At 63.3% G+C, this 14,308-nt stretch carries 17 protein-coding genes; 6 read left to right on the forward strand and 11 right to left on the reverse strand.

Annotated features, from left to right (window positions below; all coding sequences use genetic code 11):
- From ABFD92_05260 to ABFD92_05285, 6 genes are all read left to right on the forward strand, one after another.
- Positions 1 to 365, forward strand: a 365-nt coding sequence (locus ABFD92_05260; GenBank protein MEN6503925.1) for a hypothetical protein, incomplete at its 5' end; no start/stop codon positions are given.
- Positions 366 to 473: 108 nt separating this feature from the next.
- Positions 474 to 1,322, forward strand: a complete 849-nt coding sequence (locus ABFD92_05265) for a protein-glutamate O-methyltransferase CheR (GenBank protein MEN6503926.1) — start codon at positions 474 to 476, stop codon at positions 1,320 to 1,322.
- Positions 1,323 to 1,324: 2 nt separating this feature from the next.
- Entirely contained in the window at positions 1,325 to 1,804 is a 480-nt protein-coding gene (locus ABFD92_05270; protein ID MEN6503927.1) for a chemotaxis protein CheD, read from the forward strand.
- Between the two features lie 20 nt (positions 1,805 to 1,824).
- On the forward strand, positions 1,825 to 2,205 hold the full coding sequence (locus ABFD92_05275) for a response regulator (protein MEN6503928.1): 381 nt from the start codon (positions 1,825 to 1,827) through the stop codon (positions 2,203 to 2,205).
- Positions 2,205 to 2,651 carry a chemotaxis protein CheX gene (locus ABFD92_05280; protein ID MEN6503929.1) on the forward strand — a complete coding sequence of 149 codons (447 nt, stop codon included), beginning with the start codon at positions 2,205 to 2,207 and terminating at the stop codon, positions 2,649 to 2,651. Before ABFD92_05275 ends, ABFD92_05280 begins: the two co-directional genes overlap by 1 nt.
- Positions 2,651 to 3,748: a chemotaxis response regulator protein-glutamate methylesterase gene (locus ABFD92_05285; protein ID MEN6503930.1), complete on the forward strand. Its 1,098-nt coding sequence runs from the start codon at positions 2,651 to 2,653 to the stop codon at positions 3,746 to 3,748. The genes ABFD92_05280 and ABFD92_05285 overlap by 1 nt, the downstream gene beginning before the upstream one ends.
- Before the next feature lie 289 nt (positions 3,749 to 4,037).
- Here the strand turns inward: ABFD92_05285 and ABFD92_05290 are convergent, their stop codons facing one another.
- From ABFD92_05290 to ABFD92_05340, 11 genes are all read right to left on the reverse strand, one after another.
- Positions 4,038 to 4,454, reverse strand: coding sequence for a very short patch repair endonuclease (locus ABFD92_05290; GenBank protein ID MEN6503931.1), 417 nt, complete (start codon positions 4,452 to 4,454; stop codon positions 4,038 to 4,040).
- 4 nt (positions 4,455 to 4,458) lie between these two features.
- Positions 4,459 to 5,403, reverse strand: coding sequence for a DUF4928 family protein (locus tag ABFD92_05295; protein ID MEN6503932.1), 945 nt, complete (start codon positions 5,401 to 5,403; stop codon positions 4,459 to 4,461).
- A gap of 8 nt (positions 5,404 to 5,411) precedes the next feature.
- Complete coding sequence (gene dcm, locus ABFD92_05300) at positions 5,412 to 6,872, reverse strand: DNA (cytosine-5-)-methyltransferase (protein ID MEN6503933.1); 1,461 nt, start codon at positions 6,870 to 6,872, stop codon at positions 5,412 to 5,414.
- A gap of 114 nt (positions 6,873 to 6,986) precedes the next feature.
- Complete coding sequence (locus tag ABFD92_05305; protein ID MEN6503934.1) at positions 6,987 to 7,235, reverse strand: helix-turn-helix domain-containing protein; 249 nt, start codon at positions 7,233 to 7,235, stop codon at positions 6,987 to 6,989.
- 210 nt (positions 7,236 to 7,445) lie between these two features.
- A complete protein-coding gene (locus ABFD92_05310) occupies positions 7,446 to 8,870 on the reverse strand; it encodes a helix-turn-helix domain-containing protein (protein MEN6503935.1) in 1,425 nt (474 codons plus the stop codon).
- Positions 8,867 to 9,232 (reverse strand): hypothetical protein, encoded by a 366-nt coding sequence (locus ABFD92_05315; protein MEN6503936.1) that lies wholly within the window; start codon positions 9,230 to 9,232, stop codon positions 8,867 to 8,869. The genes ABFD92_05310 and ABFD92_05315 overlap by 4 nt, the downstream gene beginning before the upstream one ends.
- Positions 9,219 to 9,869, reverse strand: a complete 651-nt coding sequence (locus tag ABFD92_05320) for a tetratricopeptide repeat protein (GenBank protein MEN6503937.1) — start codon at positions 9,867 to 9,869, stop codon at positions 9,219 to 9,221. Before ABFD92_05320 ends, ABFD92_05315 begins: the two co-directional genes overlap by 14 nt.
- Positions 9,870 to 10,082: 213 nt before the next feature.
- Positions 10,083 to 11,516 carry a flagellar hook-associated protein FlgL gene (gene flgL, locus ABFD92_05325; protein MEN6503938.1) on the reverse strand — a complete coding sequence of 478 codons (1,434 nt, stop codon included), beginning with the start codon at positions 11,514 to 11,516 and terminating at the stop codon, positions 10,083 to 10,085.
- Positions 11,513 to 13,468, reverse strand: a complete 1,956-nt coding sequence (gene flgK, locus ABFD92_05330) for a flagellar hook-associated protein FlgK (protein MEN6503939.1) — start codon at positions 13,466 to 13,468, stop codon at positions 11,513 to 11,515. The genes flgL and flgK overlap by 4 nt, the downstream gene beginning before the upstream one ends.
- On the reverse strand, positions 13,468 to 13,986 hold the full coding sequence (locus ABFD92_05335; GenBank protein ID MEN6503940.1) for a hypothetical protein: 519 nt from the start codon (positions 13,984 to 13,986) through the stop codon (positions 13,468 to 13,470). The genes flgK and ABFD92_05335 overlap by 1 nt, the downstream gene beginning before the upstream one ends.
- A complete protein-coding gene (locus ABFD92_05340; protein MEN6503941.1) occupies positions 13,983 to 14,303 on the reverse strand; it encodes a rod-binding protein in 321 nt (106 codons plus the stop codon). Before ABFD92_05340 ends, ABFD92_05335 begins: the two co-directional genes overlap by 4 nt.
- Positions 14,304 to 14,308 lie beyond the last annotated feature (5 nt).

A 14,308-nucleotide genomic window follows, 5' to 3' on the forward strand; every position in this document is an offset into this window, starting at 1 on the left:
ACGAACAGGCGCAGGGCATCGAGCAGGTCAATACCGCCGTCGGCCAGATGGACACCATCACCCAGCAGAACGCCGCCACGGCCGAAGAGTCGGCGTCGGCGTCCGAAGAGCTGTCGGCCCAGGCCGAGGAGCTGACCAAGATGGTCGGTGAACTCCTGGCGATGGTGGGCGGATCGAGCAAGTTGGCCGCCGCGGCCGCGACGCCGCACTTTGCCCACGGCCACAAGGCCCCGGCGACGGCCCACAAGGCCGCCCCGGCGACCGCCCACGCAGGCGCCCCTGCGGCGACGGGCTGGAAGAACACCAAGTCGCATGAAGGCGCGACGATTCCGATGGAATCGGACGCCGAAGCGGCGAAGTTCTAGAACGCGTCCGCCCGGACCGGGGGCGCCCCGCGTGGGGCGCCCCCGCCCGGCGGACTACGGGAACCTTCCCCTGCCTCAGAGGCGGGCGAAAGACACACGGAGGCGTTTGTGAGCGAGGCCTTGTTCCACAGCACGGTGATGACGGAGGAGGAGTTCGAGACCATCAGCGCCTTCGTGAAGTCCACGTGCGGGATCAACCTGCATGCCGGCAAGAAGGAGCTGGTCAAGGCCCGCCTCTCCAAGCGCATGCGGATGCTGAAGCTCGACAGCTTTGAGAAGTACTTCGCCCACGTGCAGCGCGACGTCTCGGGCATCGAGCTGATGGGCATGCTTGACTGCCTCTCGACGAACCTGACGTCGTTCTTCCGCGAGCCGGCACATTTTGAACTGCTGGCCAAGGTAATGGGCGAACTGCTGGCGACCAATGCCCAGACACGCAAACTGCGCATCTGGTCGGCGGGCTGCTCCAGCGGCGAGGAACCGTACACGCTGGCGATGACGCTGGCCGAAACCGCCGGCCAATGCGGATACGACATGAAGATTCTGGCCAGCGATCTTTCGACGCGCGTGCTGGCGGCGGCGCGGCGGGGCGTGTACCCGCACGCGCGCCTGCGGGGCGTTCCGGGGGAACTGACCAGTCGATATTTCACCTTGGTCCAGGCGCGCCCGGAACGCCTGTACCAGGTCAACGAATCGCTGCGAAGCCTGATCACGTTCGCACGGGTGAACCTGATGGAGAGCTGGCCGATGGCCGGACCGTTCGACGTGATCTTCTGCCGCAACGTCATGATCTACTTTGACAAGGACACGCAGACGCGACTGGTGTCGCGATTCCAGGACATGCTGCGCCCGGGCGGCCTGCTGTTTGTCGGCCACTCCGAAAGCCTCAGCGGCGTTCGACACAACCTCGAGTACGTCCAGCCGGCGGTGTACCGCCGGCGCGGCCGGGGAGATTGAGCATGAAAGTCGTCGTAGGCGTGGCCGACATGCGAATATCCAACCAGCCCGGCGACGTGGTCGTCACGCACGCGCTGGGCAGTTGCCTGGGCCTGGCGGTGCATGACCCGCAGGGGCGCATCGGCGGCATCCTGCACGTAATGCTGCCCCAGTCGCAGATCAATCCGGAAAAGGCCAAGGTCAACCCGTACATGTTCGTGGATACGGGCGTGCCGGCCTTCTTCAACGAATTGATGGCGCGCGGGGCGGTTCGAGGGCGCCTGGTGGTCAAGCTCGCCGGCGGCGCCAACGTCCAGGGCGGACAGGAAGACCGCTTCGCCATCGGAAAACGAAACTACCTGCTGCTGCGGAAGATGCTTTGGAAGAACAACATCCTGGTCAAGGCCGAAGAGGTCGGCGGCTCGTCCCCCAGAACGATGTATCTCGACGTGGACAGCGGCCGGACCTGGTTGTTGGTAAACGGACAAGAAAAAGACCTGTAGCAGCACCCGGAGGATTGCAGATGTCACTCAACGTACTGGTTGTCGACGACAGCGCCGTGACGCGGGCCGTCATTCTCAAAACCCTGTCGATGGCGGGACTCGATCTGGGCCAGACGCACCAGGCCGCCAACGGGCGGCTGGGGCTGGAGGTGCTCGAGAAGGAATGGATCGACCTGATCCTGGTCGACATCAACATGCCGGTGATGAACGGCGAGGAGATGATCGCGGCGGTGCGCGAGAATCCGCTCTGGGCGGACATTCCCATCATCGTGGTCTCCACCGAAGGCAGCGTCACGCGCATCGATCGTCTGCAATCCAACGGTGTGACCTTCGTCCACAAACCCTTTACCCCCGAAGCGATCTGCAACGTCGTCCAGGGGCTTACCGAGGTGACCCAATAATGCAACCATGCCGCGAAACCCTCGCCCGTATCGCCGAAGACACCTTCGCGTCCCTGGCGTTCATGTTTCCCGTCGAACCGCAGGAGGCGCCGCCCTCGGCCGCCCCGCCCGTCATCGCCAGCGTCGCCTTTCACGGACCCTGGCGCGGATGGTTGGAAATGTCGCTGCCGCCGGAGATGATGGCGCCCCTGGCGGCCAATATCCTCGGCGCCGACGACCCCGCCGATACCGACGTCGAGAAGCAGGTCGACGCCCTCAAGGAAGTGCTCAACGTGATCTGCGGCAACCTCCTGCCCGTCATCGACAGCCCGCAGTCCGAATACACCGTCGCGGCGCCGCTGATGCAAAAGGCCGACCTCGCCGGACCCGACGCCGCGGCCACCGAAACCTCCATCTGCCTCGACAGCGGAACCGTGCAGCTGCGACTGCTGCTGGCCGCGGCGTAATGAAAGGACCCGCTGTGGCGATGACCGGCAAAGGACCCATCAAGGTCTTGATCGTGGACGACTCAGCCGTCGTCCGCCAGACGCTCTCGGCCGCCCTGTCAAAGGCGCCCGATATCCAGGTCGTCGCCACGGCCATGGACCCGTACGTCGCGCGGACCAAGATCGAACAGTGCCGCCCCGACGTGATCACGCTCGATCTGGAAATGCCCCGCATGGACGGCCTGACCTTCCTGTCCAAGCTGATGCGCTACTATCCGCTGCCGGTGATCGTCGTCAGCTCGCTGACCGCCGGCGGCAGCGAGAACGCCCTGCGGGCGATGGAACTCGGGGCCGTGGACGTCATCTGCAAACCCGGGTCGGCGTACACCGTGGCCGAAGTGGCCGACGCCCTGGTCGACAAGGTTCGAGCGGCCGCCGGCGCAAAGCTTCGCCAGCCCGCACCGCCCGTCGAGGTCAGCCCGTCGGCCGAAGAAAGCCTCGTGCCCGAGACGCCGCCGTCGAAGGTGATGCAGACCACCAGCAAGATCCTGGCTATCGGCGCCTCGACCGGCGGAACCGAAGCCATCCGCGAAGTGCTGACGCGACTGCCCCAGGACACGCCGGGCACGGTGATCGTCCAGCACATGCCCGAGCACTTCACCGCCGCCTATGCCAGACGCCTCAACGGACTGTGCCGCATGGAGGTTCGCGAGGCCGTCGACGGCGACGCGGTCTCGCGCGGCTTGGCGCTGCTGGCGCCGGGCAACAAGCACATGGTCCTCCAGCGCAGCGGCGGGCAATATCTCGTGCGGGTCAAGGACGGACCGGCGGTCCATCATCAGCGCCCCAGCGTGGACGTGCTGCTGCACTCGGTGGCGCGCCAAGCCGGAGGCAACGCCCTGGGCGTCATCCTCACCGGGATGGGCGCTGACGGAGCGGCCGGCCTGCTGGCGATGCGCCAGGCGGGAGCTTACACCCTGGCGCAGGACGAGGCCAGTTGCGTCGTCTTCGGAATGCCCAAAGAAGCGATCCGCCTCGGGGCGGCCGAGCAGGTGGTTCCGCTGGGCAAGATGGCTGCGGCGATCATGTCGCAGTTCCACCGCCTGGTCGCGGCATGAAGGGCAAGAGCACGACCGCCTGCAAATGTGGTACGGCCTACCCCTCAATTGTACTTCCTTGCACTTTGTTGTACTTTTCACAGCGAATTCGAGGAAGAGACGCCGATATCCTGAAAGTGGTACTATCTGCCCCTCAATTGTACTTCCTTGCACTTTGTTGTACTTTTCACAGCGGTTTTTGGGGAAGGGAGGCGCCGTCTTGTCCGTCTTTCACGTGATTCAGAAAGAGTGCTATTATTGCAGGTGCTTTATTGACAGTCACTTACGGAACGTCGCGCCCGGCACGTGTTCAAGAAGGTCGCAGAAATGCAGATACTCTTTTGAGCGTGGCGGGCAGTCTGCGGCTTGCAAGCTGGCATTCCCATACGACCAGCGGTCGCCAACCTTTGCGGCGCAGCAACCGACGTGTCCTTTCATCGCGAGCTTTGTTGCTCAGGAATTTCGCTCGCCAGTATGTCTTGCTCGTGTTTGGCATCCTGAAGTTCTTGCAGGAATGCATGTGCCAGAAGCATCCGTTGACAATGATGACCTTCTTGCGACCGGGAAAGACGATGTCCGGGCTGCCCGGAAGGCTCTTGACGTGCAACCGATAGCGATAGCCCATCGAAAAAAGCAGTCTTCTCAGAACAAGTTCCGGCGTGGTGTTCGTCGACTTGACTGCCGCCATTATGCGGGAACGTTCCGCTCTGGTGAACGTGTCGCTCATCTCGCTACTTTACGATAATCTTGATTCCAGGAAGGCCGACCTTGTCCACCCATTCCTTGTTATACAGGTCCACCAGCGCCTTGAGTTGACGTGTCTTCTGCTTGCTGGAGAACTCGCTTAACTCGCTTATATTCTGCCCGATGAAAGCCTCCACCGACGTGACGACAACCCTTTTCACGTCAGTAACCTCGCCTTTTTCCAACTCTCGCTTCCATGTCCCTACCCGGTCAGATCTGGTCAGAAGCCAAACCTCAAAATCGGAATCCTCCAGCGCGTCAGCTATCTGATTCATGTGTTTGTCGTCCGGCAGCCCGACCGCGACTTCGATGACGGCATTTTCGATGACAAAGTCGCCCGGCTGGGCCTTCGCATCCCCCCGGCACTTGCGATCCGCCCTGTTGGCCTGATTGGCAGGAATATCCCGCTTGAAGCGCAACTTCAATTTGGCCCCCACCAGATACTGCGCGACATCGCCAGCTTTGCCTTTCTCCTCAGCCTGTTTGAGCAGCTCCCCAACGACAGTCTCCGCTGTCTTGCCGCCAAGCCGCACTTCCAAGGGCTCTTGATCCAATATGTACCGAAGCTTTTCGGCCAACGACCGCTGGGCGTCATCCAGAAGAGTTGATCGCCCGGATTTGGAGGCATTTTCGAATCCGGCGGCCTTGAGCAAATCAAGCAGTTCCTGCCCCCAATCCTGCAGACTTGATGACCGCCGACCATGATTCTTGTTGATTGCCTCGATCTGCAAACGCTTATGTGCCCGGTTGCCCCACGTCTCGTGTGACTGGAGTCCCGAGCTGCCTTTGCTCGCCAGGTGAGCCGTCAGATCAAGAACGGGATCGCTTCGAAGCTTTTCCAGCAACGCCAAAGCGGCTTGGAGGCGAGCAGGGATGAACCGGTCGCCTTTCTTCATCCATTCTTCTACAAAACCGTCTGGGACGATATCCATAGTTTTGCTCACCTATAGGCCTCAACTTGATCGGGCAGCTTACTCCCCAATGGAGCCAAATACTGCTTGGCAATCCACTCTATCGCAGGTACACAAACGGCGTCACCGAACCCGAAAAGGGCTTGGTTTAGCGGAACAGGTACCACATAGGAATCCGGAACTCCCTGCAGTCGTGCGCACTCGCGAGCCGTCAGCAAACGGACCTGATATCTTCCCTTTCCCGCCTTGAAGAGGATCTGGCGTCCACTCCCGCCCTTCGGTGTTCTCAGGCAACCTGCCACACCGTCTGTCCTGAGTTCGGCCATCGACCTGCAATTACGGACGCGACGAAAGGCGGTTCCAAATGAAATGACTCGCTGCTGGATCATCTTGTCTGCGACCGCCAAGTGCCTCTCACTGAGTTGGTTCATGAAATAGGCTGATCGCTCTTGATTCCACCACGCGGGATGGTCGTCGGGTAGATCCTCAAGGATGGACTCCAGAGAGACTTCTCGCGCCGGAGGGGGGGGGAGGTCATGGATATCCCAGGTAATCTCGGGATGGGCATTCATGAATTGCACGAGGGTTTCGGGTCGCAGAGCCGAAGCGGTCAAACCAAAAACCGACTGGCCAGAGGGGGCTTGCTTGCCCACGACAAATAATCGAAGCCTGCTTTGGGGAACAAAACATGCCGCATCCAAAAAGAAAGCGTCAACAGCATAGCCCAGTTCATTCATTGCCAGTAACGCAGATTCAAAGTCCCTACCACCGTGCGACATGAGGAAGCCGGGCACGTTCTCAAGCAACACCAGTTGAGGGCGCCGGGCATCCATGTCCTTCAGTATCCTGATCAGTCCCCAGAAGGCACTCGATTCCCCACTGTTGAGCCCCTTCATCTCCCCGGCAATCGACAAGTCTGTGCAGGGAAAAGACGCGGTCACGAGTTCACAATCGGGAATCTGATCCTCCGAAAGTTCGTGGATGTCGCCAAGAAGGAAATCGTCTTCCGCAAAATTGGCCCTGTATATCTCGAATTTGTTTGGGTCGATGTCATTCGCAAAAACAACACGAAATCCTTGGCGTTCAAGCGCGAGTCTGACAAGACCTATGCCGGCGAAGAACTCGACCGCCCGCATCGTCGGGTGGCTGACCAACCGCATGACATACTCGCGAGTGTCAACCCTCTGCAATTCCAGCAAGTCCCCGGCACGAACATCATGGTGTCTGAAAAACTCCTTCACCCATTTTCTTGCGCGAAACTGACGACGCGGTTTGCCGGTCTTGGCCTCACGCCCAATATCCGTTTCTATCGTCCTGTCCAGTCCATCCAACAGAATGCGAATTGGCTTGCCAGCCCCTTTGCCCTTGCTAGGTTCCCCGTAGCAGTCGGGAGGGAAGAAACTGTAGAGTCCAGCCACTGAGATGGAACTATTTCGGATATTCCCTTCGGTAACACGGATCGCCCTCTTGTCCGGCGCGGCAATCACCATCGCTCCTTCTATGCATCAGCCTCATCAGCCTCATCAGCCTGCCAAGGCGTGGAAGATTCTACAGTGTCCGCCGAGACTCTGCAAGGCACAGCGTCGGGCCTTGTCATCCACAGCCTAGACCGTCCTCATATCCTCTAGAAGTGATCTAATTGACGCTGACGGCTCTATCTCGCAGGCGTCGCATATCCAACAGTACTCAACGAGGTCTAATCGTCTTTCCCCTATTTCCACCTTTGCTACCCAGCTAGGCGGAACAGACAATCGCCGCGCCAGGCCGCGCTGGGTCAGCCCCGCGGCTTTCCGCATAGCCACAATGTGCTGACACAGAGCGCGGTATTCCGCAGTATGAGTTGATTTTCGCATGGGCGGAATACTACATAGGTCTCCAGCGGATTCAATGGCAACGTTGTATCCCAGAGGCGGCGGATTGGCAAGGCCGCAGTCGGGGACATGCCTCCCCGGGGGATGCGCGGCACCGAGGGCAAGGCGCCCTCGCCACGCGCGGGCGCGACGCCCGCCACACGGGTCAGGGACACGCACAACGGAGTTGTGCGTGGCACCCGGCAACACGTGCTATCGGAGAAACCCTAGTACGCGGGCGAGTTCTGCGATGGACGTCTCCCCGGCGGCGGCGCAGCGGACTGCCGACTGCATGAACGGGGGGTGTTCTTGTGAGATCGGGGATGTGCCTTGGCGCAGGGCGGCGGCGGCTGGGCCAGCGATCTCTGTCACATCCGTCAGCAGTACTCTGCCGCTGTAGCCCGTGTGGGCGCACTGCGCGCAGCCGACGGGTTCGTACGTCGTGCCGCCGCCCAGGGTCGACAGGGCGGCTGGCAACTCCGCAGCTTCAAGCACGACCCGGCGGCGGCAGTGCGGGCACAGGCGCCGCGCGGACCGTACTGCCACGACGGCCTTGAGCGTCGAGGCGGTCGCCCACCCGGCGCCCACGGTTTCGGTAAGAATGTCCGTGGCCGCCGCGGCGCTGTCGGCCGTGATTCCCGCCAACACCAGGGCGCCTCCGCGTGCCAGATCGAAGGCCGACTTTGCCGTGGCGGCATCGGTCAATTCGGCGACGACGGCGACATCCGCGTCGCCCAGATCGGCCGCCATGGCGCCGGCGGGACAGGGGATGTATCCGTTAATGGCCCCGCCGAGTGCAAACGCCAGCGCCCCCTCCAGCGGCACGTCGCCAGCCATGGCCTGGAGCAGCGTGTCCCTGCCGCCGCGGGGCGCTGCGGCAATAAGGATCAGCCCCCCGCCGCTGTGGCTGAGCCTGCGCAGGGTCGCCAGTTCTTCCGCCGCCAGCAGATCGGCCAGCCCCGCCGCGACCGAAGACGGGGCGGGCAGGCGGCAGATCAGCGTGCATCCGACGGCGGCGGGAACGGCTGTCAGCTCCAGGGCGACCTGCTGGCCGTCGAGGGCTCGCACGAAGGGTGCTTTCCGTACCGCCGCAGCGCCGGCATCCAGATGAGCCTGTTCGAGCAGGTACCGGGGAAGCTCGGCCACCAGCGCCGCCGGCAGACGCTGGGCGAAGCTGTCCTTGGCATGCATCACGCCATCGATGCGCAGTTGCAGGCTCAGCGAACCGCCGCTGGGCTGAAGGACCAGCTCCGTGGCGCGGGAGACGAGGGCCTTTCGCAGGATGGCGTCGAGCACTTGGGCGGCGGGCAGCTCGGCGGGGACCGTTTCCGCAGCGTCGGGGATTCCTGGGTCACTGAAGTGGCCAGGCCGGGAGGCCGCGGGGGCGGGCGGCGCGGAAGGCTCGTGCGACTGGCGCGATGCTTCTTTTTCGCGCGCGGCGGTTTGAGTCATCAGAGCGCCGATGTCGATCCCCTGGCGCCTGAGGAACTCGACGAGGTGTTTCTCCGATATGCGGATGGACTTGTCGTTCATGCGCTGGAAGGGCAGGATCCCCTTCTTCATCCACTCGACGACCGCCTCGGGAGCCGACCCCAGCAACTCGGCGACCTGGTAGGTGGTATACAGGCGCCCGGTCATCTGCGGACCTCCCGCGAGCCAGACGCGCAGGCGCCGCAGGCGCCGTACGCCCGCACGAGGGCCTTGCCCGGGTACACGCGAGCGAGCTGAGCTTTGACCTCGCCCTGCTGCTGCGACAGCGCCAGGTTCACCTGCTGGTGCAGGCGGCGGCAGGCGGCCAGTTCGGCCTTGCCGGCAGAGCTTGCGACCCCAATCTTGCCGAGGCGGCAGAGAAGTTCGTTCGTCCGGCTGCAGATTTCCGATGCCGGGTCCAGCAGCCCTTCCCGCACGCACTGCAACTGCTCCTGGAGCGCGTGGCGCAGGTCGGCCAGCAGGGACGATTCATCGTGGACCCCTGGAATGCGGTGATCACTGGCGGGCATCGTGGTCATCCGCCGCCCGGGAGGAGAGGGTTTGCTCGATGCGCTGGAGCAGGGCGGCCGCTTCGGCGTTTTGGGGCTGCAGCGAGAGGACTTTCATCGCCGCCTCCCGTGCGGCGGCAAGAGAGCCTTCGCGGGCGTAGAGGGTGGCCAGGCAGAAGAGCACGGCGGCATCGTCATTGTGGCGGCTGAGATAGACCTTGAGATAATGCACGATCATGGCGAACGTGCCCATCTGGCACGATGTCTGGAAGAGCCCCAGCAGCGCCATCAGGTTGTCGCCGTCGATTTCCAGACACCGCAGGTACATGGCGAAGGCCTGGCGATATTCCTTGCGGTCCTGGTAGATCATGGCCAGGCCCGAGCAGGCTTCGGTGCAGTTGCGATCGAGATCGCGGGCCAGTTCGAAGTAGCCCTGCGCCTCGTAAGGTCGCCCCTCGGCCAAAGCCACCACGCCCAGACCGGCATAGCTGTCGGCGCGGTGCGGTTCGAGTTCCAGCGCCTGGCGGTAGAGGCCGCGGGCGCGCTCCAGATCGCCGGCGACGGCGCAGCAGTCCGCGGCTTCTTTGATCCCCTGGTAATCAGCCAGAGGGCCGTCAGCCTGCTGCTTGCTCGTATTCCATGTTGTGCCAGGAGACACGTGCCATCCCTTCGCGTGAAGGTATCACCGATATTCTACCACTAAATCGGACTATGCAAAGTACGTGCCGGGAATAATACACAGCTTCTTATGCCGCTAAAGCCCTTGGGGGACAGTGATTGGTGACATCGCCACCTGCCGCCGGCCTTGCCGTGGGGCTCTCTGGAATGTGCAACAACTGGCCGCGCGCAAAGCATCCGCGCATGGCGGAGGCTAAATGTAGTCCAACAGGGAGACCTTCATGATCTGTGCCGCAGCGGCCAGTGTCATCTCGTAGAAGGTCTGGACGCGCGCCAGTTCGGTGGCGACTTCGGCCACGTCCGCCGATTGCAGGCTCGTGGCCTGATATTCAGCGCCTTCCTTCATGATGGCCAGGTTGTCGGCCAGGGTCTCCAGGGCCTGCTGCTTGGCGCCGACGGAGGTCAGACTGGTCAGGATCGTCTCATGCACTTCATCGAGGGCGGCCAGGGCCTGCGTGATCTGCTGGGTCTGCTCGGTCCGGCTCAGGCCCCGGGTATTGGCCAGGGCGTCGCGAGCGGCGATCAGGGTCTCGAAGATATCATGCGTGCCTGCCACGCTGACGGCCTCGGTGCCGGTGCGGGCGATGTTCGTCGTGTCGACAAAGAGCCCGCGTCCGCTGACGGAGTCGACGACGCTCTGATTGTCGGCGAAGTTCGTCAGGGGGGTCGAGGAGGCTCCGCCGTCAATGCTCATCGTGCCGGTGGCCTGCAGAGAAACGCTGATGGTGCCGGCCAGGTCCGCATCGAAACCCGTTGTGTCGACATGCACGACATCGCCCTGGGCGTTGACCAGGCGCACGCTGGCGTCGGTGGCGGCGTCAAATGCGACAGCCGGTCCGCCGTCGAGCGACAGCGTACGCGCATCGGCGTCGACCGTGATGGTATGGCCGCTGCCGAGGATGGTGTCTCCGGTTGGCGATTCGGCAGCCGCGGCCAGACCGGAAGCCCCGCCGTACGTGGTGACGGCGTGGGAGAAGGTCAGCCAGGCGCTGCCGGTGATGCTGCTGGTGGCACTGCCGGCGGCGGCGCCGGTTGAGCCGCTGAAGATCGGGCTCTCGCGCTGCTGCGTCTGGAAGACGTTGGCGCCGATGAGGGTGTGGGACTGCCCGACGCCCGAGGCAACCCCCACTTGCGGCATGGTCATGCTGCCGCAATAGCTGACGGAAGTGATCTTTCCGTCGACGCGCGTGACGGCGTAAGGGGCGCTGGACATGCTGGAGCCGCCGAAGAGGTAGCCCTGGGCGCTCTTGGTGTTGGCCAGCGAGACGATCTGTTCCAGCAGAACGTCCATCGCCTCGGATGCCGGGAGGCGGTCTTTCTCGATGAAGGTTTCGCTGGCGGCCTGCGAGAGCGTCTGCCGGGCCTGGATCAGGCCGTCCGAGGCGCTCTGGATCGCGGTGGAGATTTCGCTGAGGTTCTGATTGACCATGCCGAGGTTGCGCACAAAGGTCTCGATGCCCCCGACGCGCTGGCGGAAGCTCAGGATCATCGCCGCATCGGCCGGGCTGTCGCTGGCGCGGTTGACGCGTTGACCGGTCGCCACTTGCTCCTGCAGGCGCGCCAGTTGATTCATCCCCGATCGCAGCGATGTCAGCACCGAGTTGTAGATCCGGTTGGTTCCGCTCATAGCACGTCCATCAGGAATGACAGCGCCTTATCCTGTGCAGCGATAAATTTCGAAACGGCCTGGTACATCCGCTGGAACATCAGCATCTTGGCGGCCTCTTCGTTGACGTCGACGCCGCTGACGCCTTCGCGCTGATCCGCCAGAAGGCCCACCACCTGCGCCAGACTCTTCTGGGTGGCGGTTCCGGTGAAGACGTCCTGCCCGACGCCGGTGACGATCTGCTGGAGGTATTCCTCGGCCGCGACATTATCCAGCGCCGCGTGCGGCTGACTGACGCGTTCGATCATGCGCTGCAGATTGGCCCCGTCGACGGCGCCCTGTCCGATCGCCAAGGCCAGCGATCGCGGATCGTTCATCAACTCCTGGCGCACGGCGATATCCGCGGCGCCGGTCCCGTTGAAGAAGGTGTTGATCCCCGCCGCCGCCAACAATCCCGAGGTGTCGCTGTCGGCCAGCGCCGCGATCGTAAAACTGTCGCCGTTGTTAAGCGTCCCGGGACCCATCGACAGGAAGACGCCCTGTCCGATCTCGATCCGGTCCAGCGAGGCGTAGCCGGTCCCGACATTGAGGGTTTTGACGACCGCCCCGGCAGCATTGGTAACGACCACGCGGAGCCCATCGGTGGCGCCGACCTGGCCCGAGCCGCTGACCGTGCATGTGTAGACCTCGTTCGACGAACCGCTGTACAGCCCGCTGACAGCCGCTTCGGCCGTGCCGGTAATGGCGCTGCTGTCGGGCCGGACGGACAGAGCCGGCAGGAAGTCGAAGGTGTACCCATCGGCAGCGGTAATGTTCATCGCGCCGTTGAACCGCGAGGCGGTGATGTTGTCCAGCGCGTCGAGCCTGGCGACGATGCCGGCCATCGAGTCATGCTGCGGGTCGACGCTGATTTCATGGCGCGTGACCTGGCCGGTGGCTTCATTGGTCACGCGGATGAAGAAACTGCCGGGCGACACGTTGTTCAGCGCGGCGGCGATAGGACCGTCATCCACGCTCTGGCCGGTTACCTGGGTAAACCCGCCGGTGGTCCCCACGCCCTGGGAGTGCAGTTGGTTGATGTCGCTGATCAGTTGGCCGGCCAGGCTGTCCAGGCGAGCCTGGAGGGCGGGAATGTAGTCGTTGGCCAGCGTCAACAGGGCGCCGATCCTGCCGCCATCGACGTCGGTTTGAAGATTGCCCGCGCCCTTGATCGTCACGCCGATGGTGTTTCCCACGCCGATCCCGGATTCGATCTCCACCGCATGACTGCCCAGCACCAGCGGCGTTCCCATCGCCAGAACGTTCTGGACAGTTCCGCCGGGCTGGATCTGCGCCTCGACGCCGATCAGTTCCGCCAGTTCGGCGACGGCCTGATCGCGATTATCCTGTATCAGGTTGCCTCCGCCGCCGGCGAAGAGGACCTGGCCGATCTGCCCGTTGGCGATGGCGATCTGCTGCGTGAGGGAGTTGACCTGTTCGCTCAACACCGAGACCTGCGAGAAAAGCTGCCGGCGCAGGTCCGACAGGAATCCCGAAAGATTGCGGAACTGCGAGGCCATGCCATCGGCCGACCAGATCACCTGCTGGCGCAGCGCCGGGCTGTTGGGATCGGTGGACAGTTCGCTCAGGGCGCTGGTGAACTGGTCCATCGCCGAACCGAGGGAGTTGGAGTCCAGCCCGCCCAGGGCGCTTTCGATGGTCTGCAGAATGCTGGTCCGCTGGTCGGCTTGGCCCAGGCGGGTCGTCTGCTGAAGGATCTGTCGCTGCAGCAGCTCATCGACGCAGCGTTTGACCGCCACGACCTCCGCGCCGCCGAGGGATATCTTTCCCTGACGGCTCAGTTCGAGCGATGCGATCTGGAGTTCCTGGCGGTTGTAGCCCGGAGTGGTGGCGTTGGTGATATTGGTGCCGACCAGGTCCAGCGATTGCTGGGCGACGCGAAGCCCCGTCAGTCCTATGAGGTAGCTGGACACTATCGCTCCGTATTAAGCAGCCCGCCGTCGCGTTGCCCGTGAGGGCGCCCGCCGGCGTCGTAAGTCTCCACGGCTGAACCGCGCCCCAACAGCGTATCGAGCAGCAGGCGATTGATCCGGGAGCATTCGGCCAGCAGGATGGCCGTTTCCAGGTGCCGGCGGCGGAGGCGCCGCAATCGCTGGAAGATCTCGCCGCAGAGTCGCTCGATGCCGCCGGCGGAGTCGCCGTCGAGGGCGCGGGCCAGTTGCCTCAGTCTCAAGGGCGGGCGCCCGGGCGATATGGCGTCGCTCAGCTCGGCGCGGCGGCGGGCGATATCCATGTCCAGGCGAGACTGTTCGATATCGGTATGGGCGATGGTCGCCATCAGCGCTTCCAGCGCCGCGTCGTCCGAAACCATCACCGCCTCGCGCAGGCGCTCCATCTGCTGTTCCTTCTGATCGAGCAGATCGGCTTCGCGTTGCAGCGCCTCGACCAGCGACTCGGACAGTTCCGTCACGGACCCCTGCGAGAGAATCATGGCCGCACCTCCGCCGCCGCCGCCTGCGAGGGAGCGATCTGGCGTGCGATGCTCTTCCACAACCCCAGGCCGCCCTTGCTGGAAAGGTCTTGCGCCAGGTGGTAGTAGAACATGTCCATCACCTGCTTTCCGCCGGTTTCTTCCAGCATCCCGCCGTCCTCGACGGTATTGCCCATTTCCTGAACGAGTTGGGTCAGCAGGATGGACTCGAAGCTCTTGGCCGCCTCGACGACGGCCTTGTCGTGCTGCCTGGCACCCGCGGCGGCGATCTGCGGCATCGCCTGCGGCGGGAGGACGCTGATTGGTATCGAAGGCATGTCCA

The organism is Planctomycetaceae bacterium, assembly GCA_039680605.1.
Classification (GTDB): Bacteria; Planctomycetota; Phycisphaerae; order SM23-33; family SM23-33; genus JAJFUU01.